Raw genomic sequence first — 17,373 nt, forward strand, 5'->3', positions numbered from 1 at the left:
ATCACGTTTCCGACAGTCGCTGATCGACCCAAGCCCAGTCGAGGCGCTCCTGCTCCAGCCGTACGGACTCGCCATACCGGTCGGAGACGAGGTCGCGGTAGAGGGCCTCTTCGGCCGGCTGGAGGCGGTTGAGGTGGGCCCGGGTGGGGGAGGGTTCGCGGACCCAGCGATCTTGGTGTTCCAGCAGGGTCTCCCAGTCCATCAGGGTTGAGCGGGTCTGGGGGAGCCAGGCTCGGAGTTGATTCAAGATCGCGAAGCCGTGGGTGTCCAGGTCGCCCCAGTAGGTGATCGCGGAGCCGGCGAGCCAGGGCATCGCGCCGGCGCGGTCGACCTCGAAGCCCTTGCCCCAGATGATCATGCCGCGGTCGGGTACGGGGACGGAGAGGAAGGTGATCTCGTTCTCGATGATCATCGCCGATTCGACCTCGGCGGGGAGCGCGGCCAGTTCCTCGACCCGCAGCGTGGCCTCGGTCAGGCAGGAGGGCAGGGCGAGGACGGCCGGGTCGAAGCGGACCCGGATCAGGTCCGGCTTCGCCCGCAACCCCAAGTCGGCCAGGAATCCCTGCGACGTCTGGGAAACGCCGAGGAGCTGACCGAGCAGGCTCCGATGCCGCTCGACAAACTTCGTGTCCACGCCGGGGGCACTGATCTCGCGCAGGTAGTGGCCGGAGCCGCGGGCGCCGTCGAGCCAGGCGTAGGCAGCCAGCAGGCCCGGCCATTCCGGGTCGGCGGCGAGAGTCTTCAGCGGATTCTTGATCATCCAGCCCTGCACCCTGGAGGTCGAAGCGGCGAGGTCGAGGATGGCTCGGAACCGGCTCGCTTGGCGGGAGACGCCGAGCATGGCCCAGGCTTGGTCGTAGGTTTCAATCCGGGCCCGGGCCGGGATCTGGTTGCGGCCGAAGTGCCGGCCGCCGATCGCTGCATAGTCGATCAGATATCGCCGGCCGTCCTGAGCCCCGCTCTCCAGGTCGGCGATCCAGGCCCGCACCTCGTCGAGCCGCAGCCCGATCTCGGCGGCCGTCGGCCCGGTGATCGGCAGGTCCAACGCCGGGAACGGTTCGCCACGGCCGAACGCCGACAGCAGGGTGCCGTCGTTCCAGCGGCGCCTGACCCTGGCGATCAGCTCGGCCGACGCTGTCCACCGCTTCCCGGTCACCCGCCTTCGGCCCGTCCGTCACGGCGGGCACGGAACTCCTCGATCGTCAGTGTCTGCAGCCGCGAGTAGCTGCCGGTCGGGTTGTCGACGAATCCGATCGATCGCACGTACGGCTCGATGATGTGCACCTTCTGCAACGGAGTGACGATCAGAAGTTGCAGGCCGAGTTTGGCGAACAACTCCAGCGCGTATCGGGTGGAGAGGTCGGAGCCGCGGCCGAACGCCTCGTCGATCACCGCGAACCGGAAGTCCTTCGATTTCTCAACACCCCACTCCAGCCCGAACTGGTAGGCCAGCGAAGCCGCCAGGATGGTGTACGCGAGCTTCTCCTTCTGGCCGCCGGACTTCCCGTCGGAATCGCGGTAGTGCTCCCATTCCGCGTCGGACTCCCGGTCCCGCTCCGACGCCGAGAACGTAAACCAGTTCCGGACATCGGTCACCCGCCGGGTCCAGGCCTTGTCCGCGTCGGTGTGGTTGGGTCTGCCGCGGAACCGCTCGATGATCCGCTGCACGTCGAGGAACCGCTGCTCCGAATAGTGATCATCGGCCGGCGCCAGGGCGTCGTCGGTGGCGGCGCGCAGCTCTGACCGGAACGCCTGGATCTCCGTATTGACGGTCCGCTCCATCTCCAATCTGATGTAGCGGCCGGGCGCGTAGTCGATCGCGCCGAGCGCCTCGTTGATCCTGTCGATCCGGTCGCCGATCTCGTCGGACTGGCGTCGCAGCCAGCTGTTGAAGCCGGCCAGTTCGCGGATCGTGTTCGTGTTCAGCTGGCGCTTGAACTCGTCCTCGAACGCCGGCAGGTCGTCGGTCGCCACCCGCTCCCGGAACGAGCGAAACTCGTCGCGGGCCTCGATGTCGGCGTCCATCTCGGTGGTCGCTTCCGGCCAGCGGCGGCGGACCTCGTTCATGTAACCGACCAGGCTGGTGATGTAGCCGCCGATCTCCTTGCCGAGCCTGTCCACCTCACGCTGCAGCCGCTGGGTCAGCTCGGCGGCCACGCCCTGACAGGCATCAGCCTCGGTCGGCCGGTCCCGGCCCAGCCGATCGGTCAGGTCGTCGTACCGGGACCTGGCCTCGGCAAGATCGACATCGGTGTGGTCATCGACGAAGTCGAGCTCCTGCCGGCGGGCCCGGTCGGCGCGGCCGATCCGATCGTCGAACACGGAGATCCGTGAACTGAGCTTCGTGATCTTGTCGCCGAGCCCGGCCAGCGCCTCCCGATTGAGCTGGAGTTGCCGGTCCAACTCGGCGAGTTCCGGGGTCCCGTCCAGCAACCGCTGCCGCTCCTGCTTCGCCGCGTCCGCCCTGCCATCCGCTTCCTGCCAGTCCAAATCCCGCCAGTCCGTGACGGTCTCCAACTTGTCCAGCGCGGTGACACGGGCGTCGAGATTCGTGCGCTCCTCGTCGATCTCGCGGAGGGCCTGCTCGGTCCGGTCGAGTTCCTGCTGCTGCTCGTCCAGGTGCGCGGTCAGCGCCTCGATCTTGCGCGCGTTGGCCCAGCCCAGCACCCAGGTGCGCGGATCGTCGACCCGAGACCGGTCGTCCTTCTCGTGATGATCACCGGAACGGACCTGGCCCTCCGGCGTGACGGCGCGGTGCTCCTGCCGGAACTCGGCCAGCGACTCGGTGCACCGGTGGTCGGCGCGCCGGTGAAGTTGATCACCGAGATAAGATTCGAACGGACCGGGCGCGACCTCCAGCGTCTGCGCCAGCAGCAGTCCCGCTGCGTGGCTCGGCGGCTGCAACGCCACCTGACGCAGCGGTACGCGCTCGTAGACCAGCCGCATCCCGCGCCGCTCACCGTCCCGCCGCCGGTACGTCAGCCGACGCCCGTTCACCCAGTCGGCCACCGCCGGGTAGTCGTCCTGCCGGACCAGCAGGGACTGCGCGAAACCGCGCAGCACCCGTTCAGCGGCGCCGCGCCAGGCCTCGTACCCCTCGGCCACGTCGATCAACTCGCCGGCGAACGGAACGGACTCGACGTCGAGGCCGAGGTCCTGGCAGAGCTGGTCTCGCAGGTCGAGCAGGCTGCTCGGCAGGTTGCTGCTGCGGCCGGCTAGGCTGGCGAGCTCGAGCCTGGTCTCCTCCTGCTGCCGGCGGAGTTCCGAACGCCGGGCGGCGTGCTCGACCAGCCGGGTATCCAGCTCCGTACGCTGCCCACGCAGCTCGGCTAGCCGCCCCGTGATCATCGGAAGCAGTGCCCTGAAGCCGGCGGAGTCGGTCACCGGAGCCAGGCCCGCGGTTTCGAGCTGATGACTGAACCGGTCGAAGCGCTGCCGCCGGCTCTCGGCCTCTGCGCGGGCGACGGCCTCGTCGCGTTCCAGCTGGGCGACCCGGTCGCCCCCGACCGCGGCACGCTGCGTGATCAGCCCCTCGCCGCGCTCCCGGAGCCGGTCCTGCTCCAACTCGGCCTCGGCGAGCTCGTCTCGATGACCTTGCTGGTGGGACTCGTGACCCTCGATCTCTTCGCTGAGCAACGCGATCCGCAACTCGGCGAAATAGAGCCGGACCGCGTCGCGCTGCCGCTCCAGACCGCTCCGGCGATCCAGCGCGTTGTCGTACCGCTCGGCGGTCGCGACCAGCGGTTCTAGCGCAGCCAGTTGCTCGCGCGCTCGCCGTACCGCCTCGTGCGCCTTCGTCAGATCCTCGAAGTGACCGATGATCGCGTCCACCCGTTCGGCCGCGTCAGCCGGTTCGAGCATGTGGTTGCGGACGAACTCGTTGAGGTTGCCGACCGACTTCATCGACACGGTCTGGTGGAACAGGTCGAGCGCCTGGTCGGACTTGATCCCGAGGGCTCGGCGCAGTTGCCGCGCGTACTCAGGATAGACGTTACTGATCACCGAGCCCGAGGACCGCAACCGGCGGCGCAGCTCGCCCAGGTCGGCACCGAAGTCGGTGAAGTCGGCCTCAATCGACAGCGGCTTGTCCGACGTGACGAAGAAGCGGTCCGGCTGACCGGCCCGGTCCTTCTGGTGGAACACCTGGGCCAGCGTCACCGTCTCGTCGTGGCCCTCGTTGCCGAAGACCCCCAAGATCACCGAGTACGACGTGTGATCACGAAGCCCGACCGCCTTCGAGGTGCCAGTGCGCTCGATCCGCTCCGACTTGTAATGTCCCTCGACGTAACTGCGCAGCGTACGCTCCCGGGACTCGGCGCCGGCCGCCTTGTTGTAGGCGATCCGGTGCGCCGGCAGCAACAGCGTGGTGATCGCGTCGACCAGGGTGGACTTGCCGCTGCCGATGTCGCCGGTGAGCAGGGAGGTCTCACCGTCCGGCGTGAGCTGCCACACCCGGCCGTCGAACGTGCCCCAGTTGAACAACTCGATCCGGTGCAGTCGGTAGCCGGCCCGGTGCCCGCGGTCGAGCTCGATCGCCGAGAACAGTCCGCTACTCATCCTGATCACCGCCGCCGGCGTACTCGCGCAGCTTGCCCGCGTAGTCCGACAGCGTCTGGGCGTCGACGTAGGCCTTGAGAATTCGTCGCACCTCCCACTGGTCCGGCTGCCCGCGCAACGGACGCAGAAAGCCAAGCTCGGCGACCTGCTTGATCGTCGTCTCGGCCCGGTCGATCACCCTCGCCTCGTTGGTGGAATCGGCCAGGAAGACCCGCAGGAGGTCGACGAGTTGATCTTTGCTGAGCACCAGCTTGCCCTCGGCGCCCTTGGTCTCGAACTCGACCAACCGCTTGCGCAGCAGGACCAACAGCAGGCTGACGTTGTAGGTGAGGCTGCGCCGCCGGACCAGCCGGGGGAGTTCCTCGCCCTCGTCGTCGACCGGTTCACTGCGGAGATAGGCGTACCCCTCGACGTCGTCGACAACGAGCTCCACGCCGATCGCGCCGAAATGATCACGAACCGCCGGCCCGAATCGATCAAGCGACTGCCACACCGTCTCCTGGGTCTCGCGATAGACGACCCCTCGCATCAGTTCGATGATCGCGGTCGCGATCGCCTGCTCCTCCGCGGTTCTCACTGCCGGCTCACCGTCACTTTCGGCAGCCGGGCCCGTCGGCTGCACCCCTCCGGATCGCGGTAGTCGATGATCGTCTCCTCGGCCTCGTCGAGGTCGACGGCAAGATCGGCTTCGTTCAGCGAGAGGTAGCCGATGATCTCCGCGGCGCCCTGAGTGACGGGATAGAACTCGACGATGTCGGATAGCAGGGTGGAGCTCCGTTCCGGGAGCACCGCGCGGATGTTCTCGGCAAGCCGGGCCTGATCGACGAACGACTGCCCGAACAGGGCGGACAGATCGAAATCCTCCTCGCCGGTCGGCGCCAGCAGGCTGTCCACCCGGGCGGCCGGCCGCGCATCGTAGAGCGGGCGTTCGAACGGCAGCATGATCGGCACGCCAGGCAGGTCGACGGTCAGCCCCTCGGCCGGCGGGTCGTCCCGGCAGGCCAGGGCGGCCGCCTCGATCGAGCGGACCAGCTCCAGCACCCGCCGATTCTCCAGCCAGACTTGATCATCGAGGAAACGGCGCAGTTGTTCGGAGATCTGCCTGACCGTCTGCTGGGTCCGTTCGGCCGCCTCGGCCCAGTCGTGGTGGATCGAGGCGAGCCGCCGGTCCGCGTCGATCGGAGCCAGCGACTGCACCTGGTTCAGCAGCTCGCCGAGTTCGTCCTGCCGCGCCTCGGAGAGTAGGAAGTCGTAGAACGCCTGGAAGCTGCTGCCCTGATCGGAACCGGCGATGTCGGAGCGGCTGGCCACCAGTTCGGCGAGCAGCTCGCCCTTCGACCCATCCCAGGAAGCGATCCGCTCCCGGGCGGCGCGGTCGAGCAGCCGGAAGTTCTCCTCGACCTCGCGGAAGTCCGACAGCAACTCTCGTGCCGTCCTGGCGAACTGCTGATAGCGGTCCCGGACCGCGGTGTCGCCGAGCAGGTCGAGGTTCCCGGCCTCGGCCTCGGCAATGCGGCGGTCGAGCTCGTCCCGCTCCCGGCGCAGCATGGCGATCCGGGTGTCCGGGTCCGCCTCGGTGCCGTGCACGATCTGGCGCAGCAGGTCGACCAGGATGTGCAGCCTGGACTCCGTACCCACGAAGGCGCGGGCGCGCAGGCCGGTGACCCAGCTGTACGCCTTCTCGAATTCCGCCGTCGCGTCGTAATGCACCTCGTCCGACCGGGTCGGATAGAACCGCCGCAGCCATCCGGACTCCGGCTGCGACCAGGCCTCCAAATAGCCCTGTGGCGGCCTTGGGAAACGCGGCTCGGCAGCCGTGGCGTTGATCTCGTACAGGTAGTCGTCGAGCCCGCTGATCAGCTCGTTGGCCGGCGTCGAGCCCCGATTGCCTTCGACGAAATGGGAACCGAGGAAGCCGAGGATCAGCGCCGCGTTGTCCGCACGGAGCAGTCGCCAGGCGGGATGCCGATCCCGCAGCGCCTCGATCGCCTCGAACTCCACCCGTCGCCCTCCGCTCCTTGCGATGCAGGAGCCTAAATGACCCCGCCGACAACGGTAGCGACCTCGTGGGGTGCTTGGATTCAAGCGGTGAACGCAACGGAATCGGTTGGTTCGGATAGTAGTTCCTCGAGTTTCTCGGCCGGGGTCTTCCAGTCGTGGCGTTTGCGGGGTCTGGCGTTGAGTTCGGCTGCGATGTTGTCGAGCATGCCGGGCCCGTAGAAGGAGAGGTCGGTGCCCTTGGGGAGGTACTGCCGCAGGAGCCCGTTGGTGTTCTCGTTGGTGCCCCGCTGCCAGGGCGAGTGCGGGTCGCAGAAGTAGATCGGGAGTCCGGTGGCCTCGGTGATCTTGGTGTGCAGTGCCATCTCGCGGCCCTGGTCCCAGGTCAATGATCGGCACAGGATCTCGGGAATCTCCGGGATCTTGGCGGTGATCGCCTCCGCGAGGGTGGCGGCGGTGCGATCACCGCGAAGATGCAGCAGCACAACGAAGCCCGTGCTGCGTTCGACCAGCGTCCCGACCGCGGACAAGCCCTTGGCGCCGATGATCAGATCACCCTCCCAGTGGCCCGGGACAGCCCGGTCAGCGGCCTCGGCAGGGCGCTCGCTGATGTTGATCATCCCGCGTAGCTTCGGCCCGTCGGCGCTGGCCCGGCCGCGGACCTTGCGGCGGGTCCGACCGGACCGCAACGCGGCCTTGACCTCCTCGCGCAGTTCCCCACGGGCTTGCACGAACAAGGCCTGGTAGATCGTTTCGTGAGACACCCACATCTCCGGATCGTCGGGAAACTCGGCATGCAGCCGGTTCGCGATCTGCTCCGGACTGTGCCGCTTCTTCAAGCGTTGCAGCACCTCGGTGAACAGTCGAGTCCCCGGCGCCAGCTTCCGGGCCCGAGGCCGCCGCCGGTTCTCATCCACTCGGCCCTGAGCGATCACCGCCCGATACGGGCCCTCCGGGCCGGTCCGGCCCCGGGCGATCTCCCGGGTGATCGTCGCGGTCGGCCGACCCAGCAACTCACCGATCCGCACCGGCCGGTATCGGGCCCGGAGCAGGTCCTCGATCCGGCAGCGAGTGACGAAGTCCAACCTCCCTTTTCCCGGCGTGATCGACGCTTCCAAGACCGGGTTCACCGTTCGTGGTCTCACCCCGCCAGCCTCGGCCAGCCACCCGGCCCCCGTGAACCGTGACACGCCAGCCGCCGCTGACGCCGCCTTCACCGTGATCCCAGTCCGCAAGGCATCCCAGAACGCATCACGCATCGAGTCCGGAAGCCGACCGCCCTCCGGACGCCCACGACCGCGAAAACCCATCAACAACTCCACTCAGCTCGGAGTTGCGTTCACCACTTGAGTCCAAGGTGGTAATGCGCCCCAGCGGTGAGGTATTGACGCGGACCGTGCAGGAATCACGCCGATATCCCGCCACTCGATCCCTGCCCCGGGCGGACGGCGACGCGAAGGCGATCGAGCAGGTCTTCCAGTCCGTACACTGCAACAACGCCGACCCGAAGGTGCTGGCCTACAAGTACCTGCAGATGCTGCCCCAGTTGGGCGGCGGCGAGAACAGTACGTTCTGGGTGATCCCCGGCGAGTTGACCCAGGCGATCAAGTCCGTCACCGAGGCCTTCGGTGATCATGCCGCCAGTCAGATTCCGCTGCCGAAGCAGGACACCGGCGAGCCGCCCGCGAAAGCGGACGACAGCGCCCGCGAACTGACCGACGGCAAGAACGGCCACGACGCTTCGACCGCCGCCCTGGAGGCCGCCGAGCAGGCCGCGGCCGCCGTGGACGAGGCCAAGTCCAAGGTCGCCGCCGTCGAACGCAACTCGCTAACCCAGCGCTGACCCTGCCTTCGCCAAGTGGCACTGGATGGCATCTCAATGCCGCCTCGAGGCCGAAATCCGGCCTCCGGATCGCTTTGAGATGCAATCCCGTGCCACGTCATTCGGTCTTGGTTTGATGTGGCCGATCCGTACCGCGTTCCTTGGCGAGGATTGCCATCGCCAAGGAACGACAGTCGAGGTCGTGATCGAAATCGCCCGACTCCACTCGCCCAAGGACGGACCTGATGATCCGCCTCCCTGCCAACTGTCGGGTGGTGGACATCGATACGTACCTGTCGGCGAGGACGAGCCCGTGGAACTGGTCGAACAGATGATCGGGGCGTTCAACGGCGTTGAGCACCATCCGCGGAGTGACCAGGTCGAGACGCTCCTGCAAGACACCGAGCGCCCAAATGCGCAAATCCTCGTTACCAGTCCAGAACTGTCGGCGAACCTCATCTGGGTCGACCGCGCGATCACGACCGTCCGCGCGAGCCTGGTCGATCAGCCGTTCCAGGGCGGCTGTGCGCTCGGGTCCTGACGGAAGGTCTCTCCTCGCCGCGCGGTACGACTCCGCTGTGCCGTGCATGCGGGCACCGATCCGATCGGCCGCGCGCGCAAGGTCTGCGGCGGCCGCCACGTCCCCCGCATCGGCCGCAGCTTCGGCCTTCCTCCGGAGCACGAGTTCGAGATCGCCGTACTTGCGACTCTCCAGTCGGTCACCGAAGGCAGCGAACAGCAGGAGGACCCCTCCGACGGCGACGAGGGCTGCGCCACCACCCTCCCGCGTGCTGATCAAGATCACGAGGAACCCCGCGGCTATCGCGGCCGCACCCAGCCCACCAAGGATGAGCACTCGGATCCGGGTTCCGCTGGAACGCAGGGACGGATGGGATGCGGTAGGATCCGACAATTCTGTGATGGACGAAATCCCTGCCCAGATTCGAAGATCTCGTCGGGTATCCAGTCGAATCCGAGTTCACGTCCCGCGTGTCGCCTCGCCGGCGGTCGGGCCGACCGCGACGTCGCGGGTCGGGCCACGTCGGCGTGATCCGGGTCGATCACCGCGATGAGGCTGGTGCCGGTCAGGCCCAGCAGGGCGAACAGGCGGTCGACGACGATCGAATGCTTGCCGGCTTCGAATTCCCAGATGTAGCGCTGGGTGGTGCCGAGCCAGCGGGCGAGTTCGCGTTGGCTTAGACCGTTGGGGCGCCTGGCCTGGCGCAGGACGTTGCCCAGGGATTCGGGGCTCGAGATCAGTTCCGTGTACGCCACGCCGCCCTCCCGTGACTACCTTTGCGTAGTCTTCGGAACCTGACTACGCATTCGTAGTCAGCTTGTCGCAGTCGCAGCAGTGCCGGTCACTCGATCTTGATCATCGAATCCTCCGCAAACCGTTGTGGGACAACGGGGTGACGCGGGAGAGGCCATCGGCCGAAGAGTTGTGGCTGATGCCTGCCGCACCAGGTTCGATGGGAGATGACTGCGGGAGGTGACCGCCATGGCCGTCGATGAGCCCAGGAGTACCGAAGCGGGCCACACCGAGGAGCGGCCTGAGGTGTCGCCACCGAGGGAGTTGGGCGGTCCGCGATCGAAGTACGACCCGAGCCTGACTGAGGCGGAACGGCAGGAGCGGATCGCCGAGCTGGCGCCGAACGCCGAGCGGGCGGTCGGCGCCACCAACTGGTCGAACCGGAGCCGGGCCGGGACGGTCTATCGCGACTACTGGAACCCGACCCTGCACGAGAAGTACCCGGACGGTGTTCCCTTCTCCTACGAGGGATTTCCGCAGTTCGAGGACTACGCGATCGCCGCCGTGCCCTTCGAGGAAGGCTTCGTGGGCGACTACGAGACTGACTTCAGGAGATCCAACCTCGGTGCTGGACTTTCCCGGCAGCCCAGGGGAACGGTCTGGCATCATCACGAGGACGGCAAGACGCTGCTCCTCCTGGACCGTGATCTTCACAGCGATGTGCGGCATTGGGGCGGTGTACGGGTGATCCAGGAAAGGATCCATGGATGAGGTTGGCGATTGAACCCGAGGCTCCGGCCTCGGAGGAGCAGATCGCTGCGGTCGAGACCGAATTGGGGGTACGGCTCCCCGTGCAGTACCGGAACTGGTTGAAGCAGACCAACGGTTGCCTGGTGGGGGAATACACCCGGGTGCCCGGCGTCGGCGAGGGTACGTTCTCCGAGATCGACGCGGTCGAGTCGCTGCCGTCGATCAACCGGTCCTCCTTGAACGACCTGATCCCCGATGACTACCTGCAGGTGACGATCAGCTTCGGCGGTTCGCTGGCGATCAAGATCAAAGGGGACGACGAGGGCTCGGTCTGGTGGGCGAGCTCTTGGAAGGCAGAGGTGGAAGGCATCCTGGACGAGCCCAGCCGCGAGATCATGATCCGGCTGGCCGACGACTGGGACTCCTTTTTGGCGATGGACTTCCCGGAACCGAAGATGCGGTCCTGACCTTCGGCGGCACCCGGCTACGGTTCTCCGATCGGCTGTCCTGCCCGTAGTCGGTCGATGAACGCGGAGAGCTGCTCCTGGAGCCGTGGAAACGCGCGATCCTGCGGAGTCTCGCCGCCGACCACGGCCGCGAGTTCGTCCAGGGTGTCGTCGATCAGCACGGCGGCTCGCCGCAACCCCCAGCTCGTGACTTCTGCTTCGAGGTCGTCGCGGGTGATCGCCGAATGGTGGTACGTCTTGTTGACCGCAAGGGCGAGCTTGCCGTCGTTCCGCAGGTGGGCCTGGGGCACGACGTCGTAGGCGGGCGCGAGCCGCACTTCTCCGTCCGCTGGATGGAGAAGGCTGAGGTTCTTGGTGTGCAGGTCGAGATTGCCGATCGCCACCGCGAGGACCACCATGCGGGCAAGGCGACGCAGGTCCGCATCGGGGGCGTGCCGTTTCAGGATCTCGGCGATGCGACGAAGGCTGACGACTCCACCGAACTCCTGGTACTTCTCGTTCCTCCGCGCCCCGAGAGCCTGGCTGAAGTCTTCCTGGTGAATCCGCTCGCCGTTCCGGCGGTCGTAGCGCTCGATGACGAGTGCCGGTAGGCCATGGAATTCCTCGATCGACGTCTCGAATTTCGCCAGCCCCATGCGGCGGGCGACGCGTGAGCCGAACTCCTCGTCGAAGATGATCGTGCTGATCTCACCGTCGAGTTGCGGCTTGAGAATGTGCGTCGTCGGGTAGCCGCCGAGCGACTGCGCCCAGCCCTGCTCGGTCCGCACCAGAACGATCTTCGGCTGAACGCCGCCCAGAGACGATTTTCCCTGTACTGGTTCGTTTCCCAGTGGGGTGTTGATCGGGTCCTCGAGGAGCCGGCGGACCTCGGCCGCGGTCGCCGGCTTGAGCGCGGGCGTTCTCGGCTCCGTCGGGTCGTCGAGATCCCAGATCTGCAGGGCACCGGCGACATCGCGGCCGTAACGGGCGAGAAAGGATGGCGTGTCGCCGCGGCGGATTCCGCTACTGGCCAGCATGAACTCGTACTGGTCGCCCTCGGGCAGCAACTCCTCGAACCAGGTTCGGCGGCGCGCGGAGCGATCCCGGCGCAGGGTCGGCGTCAGGGGGATGATCACGGACAGGACCGGGCTGTTGGCGCCGAACTGTTCGATGGCGCCTGTGTCCGGAACGAAGTCGAAATCTCGGGCGTCCCCCTCGATCCTGCCGACCAGGCGTCCGTACAGCTCAACGGCCAGTCGCATGATCATCTTCCCAGCTCGCGGTGAACTCGATGCCGGTCGCTCGAGCCAGCGCCAGGACGCGGCGCAGATAGATCGTCGACTTGCCGCCCTCGATCTCGCTGATCGTGCTCTGACTGACGCCGAGCGCTTCGGCCAGCTCGCTCTGCGACAGGCCGCGTGCCATCCGCGCCTGCTGGATGGCCAGCCCGAAGTCGGCAGGCGCACGCAGGCGCGCCAGGTGCTTCGCCACGGGCGACCTCCGGGGTATCGGGATTTCAGAATACCTCGGTTCTATCGGGATTTCACGATCGTGCCGTGGTATCGGGATTTCCCGATGATGGAGGAAGCGGGAGAGGTAGAAGTTCGCCCTGACGAAACGTCGGTGCCGGCGGTTAGGGTCCTGCCATGCCAGCGATTGTGGTGGACCGACTCCGCAAGACGTACGTCGTTCCGGAGCGTGAAGGGGGGATCAAGGCGGCGGTGGCGGCCTTGGTCAAGCGGCGGACTCGGGAGGTCGAGGCGGTCAAGGACATCAGCCTGAGCATCGAGCCGGGGGAGGTGGTCGGGTTCCTCGGGCCGAACGGCGCCGGGAAGACGACCACGCTGAAGATGCTGTCCGGGCTGCTGTACCCGACGTCCGGCGGTGCGACGGTGCTGGGCTACACGCCGTGGAAGCGGGACCGCAGCTATCTCGGCCAGATGGCGTTGATCATGGGGCAGCGGAGCCAGTTGCAGTGGGACATCCCGGTGATCGACTCGTACCGGCTGAACAAGGCGATCTTCCAGATCGACGACACCGACTTCGCCACCCGGCTGGACGAACTGACCGAGCTGCTCGAGTTGCAGGACCTGCTCCGCAAGCCGGCCCGCAACCTGTCCCTCGGCGAGCGGATGAAGTGCGAGTTCGCCGGCTCGCTGCTGCACCGGCCGCAGGTGCTGTTCCTGGACGAGCCGACGATCGGGCTGGACGTCGCGATGCAGCGCCGGATCCGGTCCTTCGTCGCCGAATACAACGCTCGCACCGGCGCGTGCGTGATCTTGACCAGTCACTACATGGCCGACGTCGAGGCGCTCTGCCGGCGGGTCGTGGTGATCCACCACGGCGAACTGCTCTACGACGGACTGCTGTCCGGGCTGGTCCGCCGGTTCGCCGCCGACAAGACGATCACCGTCGAGCTGACCGAGGGACACCGGGTCGAGCAGAGCGATGTCGCCGCCATGATCAACGGGGCGCCACTGGAGTCGACCGGGTCGGGCTGGCGGATCCAGGCACCGGCCAGCCGGACGCCGGAGGTCGCCGCACGGCTGCTGTCCAAGCTCCCGGTCGCCGATCTGACGATCGAGGACCAGCCGATCGAGACCGTGATCGAAAAGGTGTTCGCGACGTCGGCACCGGAACCGGGTGCCGATGTCTGACACAGCCGTTCGCGCACCGGACTTCCGGCACCTGCCGTGGCGGGCGCTGCGCGACTACTACCGCGGCGAGTTCGTCGCGTCGACCCAGGTCAATCTCGCCTACCGCGGCCAGGTGATGATCTGGGTCGTCACGTCGGTGATCCAGCCGCTGGTCATGATCGTCGTCTGGCAGACGGTCGCCGGCCCGTCCGGCACCGTCGGCGGTTACACGGCGGGCCAGTTCGTCACCTATTTCGCGATCATGATGGTGGTCGAGCACCTCACCTTCATCTGGCTGATGTGGGAGTTCGAGTGGCGGATCCGGGAGGGCGCCTTCTCGCCGCTGCTGCTGCGGCCGATCCATCCCATCCACAAGGACATCATCGACAACGTGTCGTACAAGATCATCGGGCTGTTCGGCGTGCTGCCCGGCGCGATCCTGCTGATGATCATCTTCGGCGCCGACCTGTCCGGGATCCGGCCCCTGCAGCTGCTCGCCTTCGTTCCGGCTCTGATCGGTGCCGCGGTGCTCCGATTCGCGATCGAGTGGGTGCTGGCGCTGAGCGCGTTCTGGCTGACCAAGGTCTCGGCGCTGAACAACCTCTACTTCTCGGTCCAGCTGTTCCTCGGCGGCGGCTTCGCGCCGCTCGCGGTGATGCCGGCCGCCTTCGCCGTCGTCGCCCAGTGGGCGCCGTTCTCCTGGTCGCTGGCCTTCCCGGTCGAGGTCGCGATGGGCCGGCGCACCGGTCTCGACATTCTGTACGGGTACGCGATGCAGGCCGGCTGGATCATCGTGGCGATCATCGTGTTGCGCCTGGTCTGGTCCCGGGCGCTGCGCCACTACTCGGCGGTGGGCGCATGATGGCCCAGCTCCGCCACGGCGGGCTGATCATCCGGACCTACGTCCGGCTCGGCATGCTGAACTTCATGCAGTACCGGGGCGAGTTCTTCATCGCCGTGATCAACGCGGTGATCACTCTGCTGGCGCAGGTGATCGGGCTCTGGGTGATCTTCTCCCAGACCGCCACCCTGGACGGCTGGACCAGCGCCGGAATGATGCTGCTGGTCGGGATCCACTTCATGATCTCCGGGCTGATCGGCATGGTGATCCGGCCGTCGGTGGAGGCGATGATGGAGGGGATCCGGCTCGGCACCTTCGATTTCACGCTCACCAAGCCGGCCGACTCCCAGCTGCTGGCGAGCGTGCAGCGGATCTCACCGGCGGCGCTGGCGGACTCGGTGCTCGGCGTCGGCGTGATCATCTGGGCCGGCGTCCAACTGGACAGCGTCGCGCCGCTCGGTGTGCTGGCGTTCCTGATCACGCTGATCTGTGGCGTGGTGATCGTCTACAGCTTCATCCTGCTGCTCGGCACCTGCGCGTTCTGGTTCGTCAAGCTGGACAACATCATGGCGATCTTCGGCTCGGTGTTCGGCCAGGCCGGGCGCTGGCCGGTGACGATCTTCCCGGGCTGGTTGAGGGTGGTGCTCACCTTCGTGATCCCGGTCGGCTTCGCTGTGACGGTCCCGGCCCAGGCACTGTCCGGCACGCTCGACCTGCTCACGACGTTGCTGTCGGTCGGCGTGGCGCTCCTGTTCTTCGTCGGCTCCCGCGTGTTCTGGTTCTTCGCCCTCCGCCGCTACACCGGTGCCTCGGCCTGAGCCCTGGGTTCGCGGCCGGGCCAGGACGGCCACCGTTGCGCGGCCCACGCGGACCAGTTCGCGTGCCCAGGTGGCGCGGGAGGGATCCGGGCACCGAACAGTTCGTCGTCCGGCGCCTCGAACCGAGCCCGCCATTGCTCGAGCTCGACGTCGCTCATCCGGAACGTCTGATCCGGCGTCGCCGCGAACCGGCTGGTGACCCGCCTGCGTTGCTCCTGGTGGTCGATCGGCAGATAGACGACTCGGCTGCGCGCGCCCACCGCGTTCGCGATCCACCGCAGCGCCGATCGTTCGTCCTTGCTCCAGAGCCCGAAGTCGAGGACGACATTGGTGCCCAGCTCGGCGACCCGCATGCCGAGCTGGATCAACTTGCCCTCGACGAGGTCGCGCTGGTCCGGCGGGTTCCGATCGCCGAACAGCATGATCTGCCACTCGTCCGGCGTCAGCCGCAGCGCCGGCGCGCTGAGCTCGAGTTCCTTGGCGCGGGTGGTCTTGCCGGCGCCGGGGAGCCCGACGATCAGATACACGGTCGCTCGCTGCTCGGCTGGCTGCACGGTGGCTCCTGGGGCATAGGGTCGACTGCGGAAGCAGCCACTCCGACCACAGTGAAGGACTGCCATGACTTCGATCAATCCGGCGCTGCCGGCGGCGCTGCGCGTGATGGACGGGATCAACAGCGGCGACCTGTCCTGTCTCGACGAGGCGGTCACGGCCGACTTCGTCGATCATGGTTCGCCGTTCCCGATCCCGCCCGGGCCGGCCGGCTACCGGCAGATCCTGACCTTCGTGACCACGGTCCTGCAACTGAAGTACGAGATCCAGGACGTGATCGAGACGGCCGACCGGGTGGTGATCCGGGCCACCGGGACCGGGATCGGCGTCGACGCCGTGCACGGGCCGGGTGCCGCCGGGAAGACGTACCGGATGGAGACCGCGCACATCTATCGCACCGAGGGCGACCGGCTGGCCGAGCACTGGGGCATCCGGGACGAGTACGGTGCGCGGATCCAGCTCGGCACCACGGCCCCGCCGGATCCGGCCTCCTTCGGCTGACCCGGGATCCGGTCAGCAGCCCGTACGGCCTGCAACGCGTACTGTAGGCGCGACAACGCAGGGTGCAGGAGGAGGATTCCATGGCCGGAAGGGCGACCAGGACGCGACCGGCGGGCGGCCTCGCCGACAAACGCCGAGCCATTCTCGACGGCGCCCTGACGATCTTCGCCCGGGACGGCTATACCCGGGCCAGCATCGACGCCATCGCGGCCAAGGCCGGCGTCTCGACCAGGACGATCTACAACCACTTCCAGGACAAGGCGGAGCTGTTCCAGGTCGTGATCAAGGAGAGCGCGAGCCGGGTCGCCGACGCTCAGATCGCGGTCATCGAGAGCTATCTGCGCAAGGTGACCGATCTCGAGGCCGACCTGATCGAGTTCGGGCTGGCCTGGGTCACGCCGATGCCGGACTATGCCGATCACTCGGCGCTGGTCCGGCAGATCAACGCCGAGTCGGGTCACATTCCGCGCCGCGCGATCAAGGCCTGGCAGGAGGCCGGGCCACGCCGGGTGCTGGACGCACTGGCCGACCGGCTGGCCCGGCTCTCCGACCAGGGCCTGCTCGACGTGGACGACCCGCAGCGCGCCGCGCACCATTTCGCCGTCCTCATCACGGTGCCGAATCCTTCCCTGCAGGCCGGGGCGTTGAGCGACGACGACCGCGGCGAGATGGTCGCCGCGGGGGTCCGCACCTTCCTGTACGGCTACCGCGGCTGAACCGGTCAGCCGGAGTTCGGCAGGATCGTGCTCACCGGCTCGCCGGCCGGTGCTCCCTCGTCGGCACGGTGCACCGTCCGGCGAGGCACGAACTCGCGATCGTTCGAACCGTCGAACGGCTGTGACTCCAGGTTCCAGCTCCAGGAGACGGTCGGTGTGATCCGCAGGTAGGTCCCGGGGCCGAACATCCCTTCGTGGTCGACGAAGTCGCCGGTGCCGTAGACGCGGAGGAAGCGCGGCGTCCAGGGCTTGATCGCGACCACGTCGTCCCAGAGCAGGACGACCTTCTCCTGGCCGCCGGCGACGTTGAGGAACTTCCGGGTCTTCTGGGGCTCGTGACCGCCGCCGACGTAGAAGTAGCGGCCGTCGAACTCGATCCCGATCGGCACGGCGTCGGGCTGGCCGTCGCCGTCGACCGTTCCGATCCGGCCGACCGGTTGCGAACGCATGTACTCGATCTCTGCGGTGGTGAAGGACATGTCGC

Annotated in this window: 19 protein-coding genes; 8 read left to right on the forward strand and 11 right to left on the reverse strand. The window is 67.3% G+C overall.

Going from position 1 to position 17,373, the window contains the following annotated elements; translation table 11 throughout:
- Position 1: 1 nt before the first annotated feature.
- From AC6CCG_RS05680 to AC6CCG_RS05700, 5 genes are all read right to left on the reverse strand, one after another.
- The gene (locus tag AC6CCG_RS05680) at positions 2-1,156 is read right to left on the reverse strand and encodes a Wadjet anti-phage system protein JetD domain-containing protein (RefSeq protein WP_496653498.1); all 1,155 of its coding nucleotides are present in this window, start codon (positions 1,154-1,156) and stop codon (positions 2-4) included.
- Positions 1,153-4,557 carry an ATP-binding protein gene (locus tag AC6CCG_RS05685; RefSeq protein WP_496653499.1) on the reverse strand — a complete coding sequence of 1,135 codons (3,405 nt, stop codon included), beginning with the start codon at positions 4,555-4,557 and terminating at the stop codon, positions 1,153-1,155. Before AC6CCG_RS05685 ends, AC6CCG_RS05680 begins: the two co-directional genes overlap by 4 nt.
- Positions 4,550-5,134, reverse strand: a complete 585-nt coding sequence (locus AC6CCG_RS05690) for a DUF4194 domain-containing protein (RefSeq protein WP_496653500.1) — start codon at positions 5,132-5,134, stop codon at positions 4,550-4,552. Before AC6CCG_RS05690 ends, AC6CCG_RS05685 begins: the two co-directional genes overlap by 8 nt.
- Positions 5,131-6,558 (reverse strand): DUF3375 domain-containing protein, encoded by a 1,428-nt coding sequence (locus AC6CCG_RS05695; RefSeq protein WP_496653501.1) that lies wholly within the window; start codon positions 6,556-6,558, stop codon positions 5,131-5,133. The genes AC6CCG_RS05690 and AC6CCG_RS05695 overlap by 4 nt, the downstream gene beginning before the upstream one ends.
- 80 nt (positions 6,559-6,638) lie before the next feature.
- Positions 6,639-7,814 carry an IS30 family transposase gene (locus tag AC6CCG_RS05700; RefSeq protein ID WP_496653502.1) on the reverse strand — a complete coding sequence of 392 codons (1,176 nt, stop codon included), beginning with the start codon at positions 7,812-7,814 and terminating at the stop codon, positions 6,639-6,641.
- A 137-nt stretch (positions 7,815-7,951) separates the two neighbouring features.
- Here AC6CCG_RS05700 and AC6CCG_RS05705 point away from each other — a divergent pair, with 137 nt between their 5' ends.
- Positions 7,952-8,398, forward strand: a complete 447-nt coding sequence (locus tag AC6CCG_RS05705; protein WP_496653503.1) for a hypothetical protein — start codon at positions 7,952-7,954, stop codon at positions 8,396-8,398.
- 97 nt (positions 8,399-8,495) lie between these two features.
- Here AC6CCG_RS05705 and AC6CCG_RS05710 read toward each other — a convergent pair whose 3' ends face one another.
- Both AC6CCG_RS05710 and AC6CCG_RS05715 read right to left on the reverse strand, forming a co-directional pair.
- Positions 8,496-9,182 (reverse strand): hypothetical protein, encoded by a 687-nt coding sequence (locus AC6CCG_RS05710; RefSeq protein ID WP_496653504.1) that lies wholly within the window; start codon positions 9,180-9,182, stop codon positions 8,496-8,498.
- 14 nt (positions 9,183-9,196) lie between these two features.
- A complete protein-coding gene (locus AC6CCG_RS05715; protein WP_496653505.1) occupies positions 9,197-9,652 on the reverse strand; it encodes a helix-turn-helix domain-containing protein in 456 nt (151 codons plus the stop codon).
- Positions 9,653-9,878: 226 nt separating this feature from the next.
- Between AC6CCG_RS05715 and AC6CCG_RS05720 the strand changes: the two genes are divergently transcribed.
- Positions 9,879-10,400, forward strand: a complete 522-nt coding sequence (locus AC6CCG_RS05720; protein ID WP_496653506.1) for an HNH endonuclease — start codon at positions 9,879-9,881, stop codon at positions 10,398-10,400.
- Positions 10,397-10,846 carry an SMI1/KNR4 family protein gene (locus AC6CCG_RS05725; protein WP_496653507.1) on the forward strand — a complete coding sequence of 150 codons (450 nt, stop codon included), beginning with the start codon at positions 10,397-10,399 and terminating at the stop codon, positions 10,844-10,846. The genes AC6CCG_RS05720 and AC6CCG_RS05725 overlap by 4 nt, the downstream gene beginning before the upstream one ends.
- Before the next feature lie 17 nt (positions 10,847-10,863).
- Here the strand turns inward: AC6CCG_RS05725 and AC6CCG_RS05730 are convergent, their stop codons facing one another.
- Positions 10,864-12,093, reverse strand: a complete 1,230-nt coding sequence (locus AC6CCG_RS05730; RefSeq protein ID WP_496653508.1) for a type II toxin-antitoxin system HipA family toxin — start codon at positions 12,091-12,093, stop codon at positions 10,864-10,866.
- Positions 12,071-12,316: a helix-turn-helix domain-containing protein gene (locus AC6CCG_RS05735; protein WP_496653509.1), complete on the reverse strand. Its 246-nt coding sequence runs from the start codon at positions 12,314-12,316 to the stop codon at positions 12,071-12,073. The genes AC6CCG_RS05730 and AC6CCG_RS05735 overlap by 23 nt, the downstream gene beginning before the upstream one ends.
- Positions 12,317-12,471: 155 nt before the next feature.
- Here AC6CCG_RS05735 and AC6CCG_RS05740 point away from each other — a divergent pair, with 155 nt between their 5' ends.
- The 3 genes from AC6CCG_RS05740 to AC6CCG_RS05750 are packed head-to-tail and all read left to right on the forward strand — an operon-like array spanning position 12,472 to position 15,120.
- Positions 12,472-13,482, forward strand: coding sequence for an ABC transporter ATP-binding protein (locus tag AC6CCG_RS05740; protein ID WP_496653510.1), 1,011 nt, complete (start codon positions 12,472-12,474; stop codon positions 13,480-13,482).
- Positions 13,475-14,323, forward strand: coding sequence for an ABC transporter permease (locus tag AC6CCG_RS05745; protein WP_496653511.1), 849 nt, complete (start codon positions 13,475-13,477; stop codon positions 14,321-14,323). Before AC6CCG_RS05740 ends, AC6CCG_RS05745 begins: the two co-directional genes overlap by 8 nt.
- Positions 14,320-15,120: an ABC transporter permease gene (locus AC6CCG_RS05750; RefSeq protein WP_496653512.1), complete on the forward strand. Its 801-nt coding sequence runs from the start codon at positions 14,320-14,322 to the stop codon at positions 15,118-15,120. Before AC6CCG_RS05745 ends, AC6CCG_RS05750 begins: the two co-directional genes overlap by 4 nt.
- Here the strand turns inward: AC6CCG_RS05750 and AC6CCG_RS05755 are convergent.
- Positions 15,099-15,674, reverse strand: a complete 576-nt coding sequence (locus AC6CCG_RS05755; protein WP_496653513.1) for a P-loop nucleotide/nucleoside kinase family protein — start codon at positions 15,672-15,674, stop codon at positions 15,099-15,101. The genes AC6CCG_RS05750 and AC6CCG_RS05755 overlap by 22 nt on opposite strands.
- A 64-nt stretch (positions 15,675-15,738) precedes the next feature.
- Here AC6CCG_RS05755 and AC6CCG_RS05760 point away from each other — a divergent pair, with 64 nt between their 5' ends.
- A complete protein-coding gene (locus tag AC6CCG_RS05760; RefSeq protein WP_496653514.1) occupies positions 15,739-16,173 on the forward strand; it encodes an ester cyclase in 435 nt (144 codons plus the stop codon).
- Between the two features lie 80 nt (positions 16,174-16,253).
- Positions 16,254-16,889: a TetR/AcrR family transcriptional regulator gene (locus AC6CCG_RS05765; protein ID WP_496653515.1), complete on the forward strand. Its 636-nt coding sequence runs from the start codon at positions 16,254-16,256 to the stop codon at positions 16,887-16,889.
- 5 nt (positions 16,890-16,894) lie between these two features.
- On the opposite strand, the gene AC6CCG_RS05770 is transcribed toward AC6CCG_RS05765, so the two are convergent.
- Positions 16,895-17,368 carry a PPOX class F420-dependent oxidoreductase gene (locus AC6CCG_RS05770; protein ID WP_496653516.1) on the reverse strand — a complete coding sequence of 158 codons (474 nt, stop codon included), beginning with the start codon at positions 17,366-17,368 and terminating at the stop codon, positions 16,895-16,897.
- Positions 17,369-17,373 lie beyond the last annotated feature (5 nt).

The sequence above is a fragment of the Microlunatus sp. YIM B11417 genome (assembly GCF_059617205.1).

Bases quoted from the DNA above. Each gene is read 5' to 3' on its own strand.
- AC6CCG_RS05760 (WP_496653514.1), top strand. From the start codon at position 15,739: ATGACTTCGATCAATCCGGCGCTGCCGGCGGCGCTGCGCGTGATGGAC.
- AC6CCG_RS05745 (WP_496653511.1), top strand. From the start codon at position 13,475: ATGTCTGACACAGCCGTTCGCGCACCGGACTTCCGGCACCTGCCGTGG.
- AC6CCG_RS05700 (WP_496653502.1), bottom strand. From the start codon at position 7,814: ATGCGTGATGCGTTCTGGGATGCCTTGCGGACTGGGATCACGGTGAAG.
- AC6CCG_RS05765 (WP_496653515.1), top strand. From the start codon at position 16,254: ATGGCCGGAAGGGCGACCAGGACGCGACCGGCGGGCGGCCTCGCCGAC.
- AC6CCG_RS05730 (WP_496653508.1), bottom strand. From the start codon at position 12,093: ATGATCATGCGACTGGCCGTTGAGCTGTACGGACGCCTGGTCGGCAGG.
- AC6CCG_RS05685 (WP_496653499.1), bottom strand. From the start codon at position 4,557: ATGAGTAGCGGACTGTTCTCGGCGATCGAGCTCGACCGCGGGCACCGG.
- AC6CCG_RS05770 (WP_496653516.1), bottom strand. From the start codon at position 17,368: ATGTCCTTCACCACCGCAGAGATCGAGTACATGCGTTCGCAACCGGTC.
- AC6CCG_RS05720 (WP_496653506.1), top strand. From the start codon at position 9,879: ATGGCCGTCGATGAGCCCAGGAGTACCGAAGCGGGCCACACCGAGGAG.
- AC6CCG_RS05725 (WP_496653507.1), top strand. From the start codon at position 10,397: ATGAGGTTGGCGATTGAACCCGAGGCTCCGGCCTCGGAGGAGCAGATC.
- AC6CCG_RS05750 (WP_496653512.1), top strand. From the start codon at position 14,320: ATGATGGCCCAGCTCCGCCACGGCGGGCTGATCATCCGGACCTACGTC.
- AC6CCG_RS05740 (WP_496653510.1), top strand. From the start codon at position 12,472: ATGCCAGCGATTGTGGTGGACCGACTCCGCAAGACGTACGTCGTTCCG.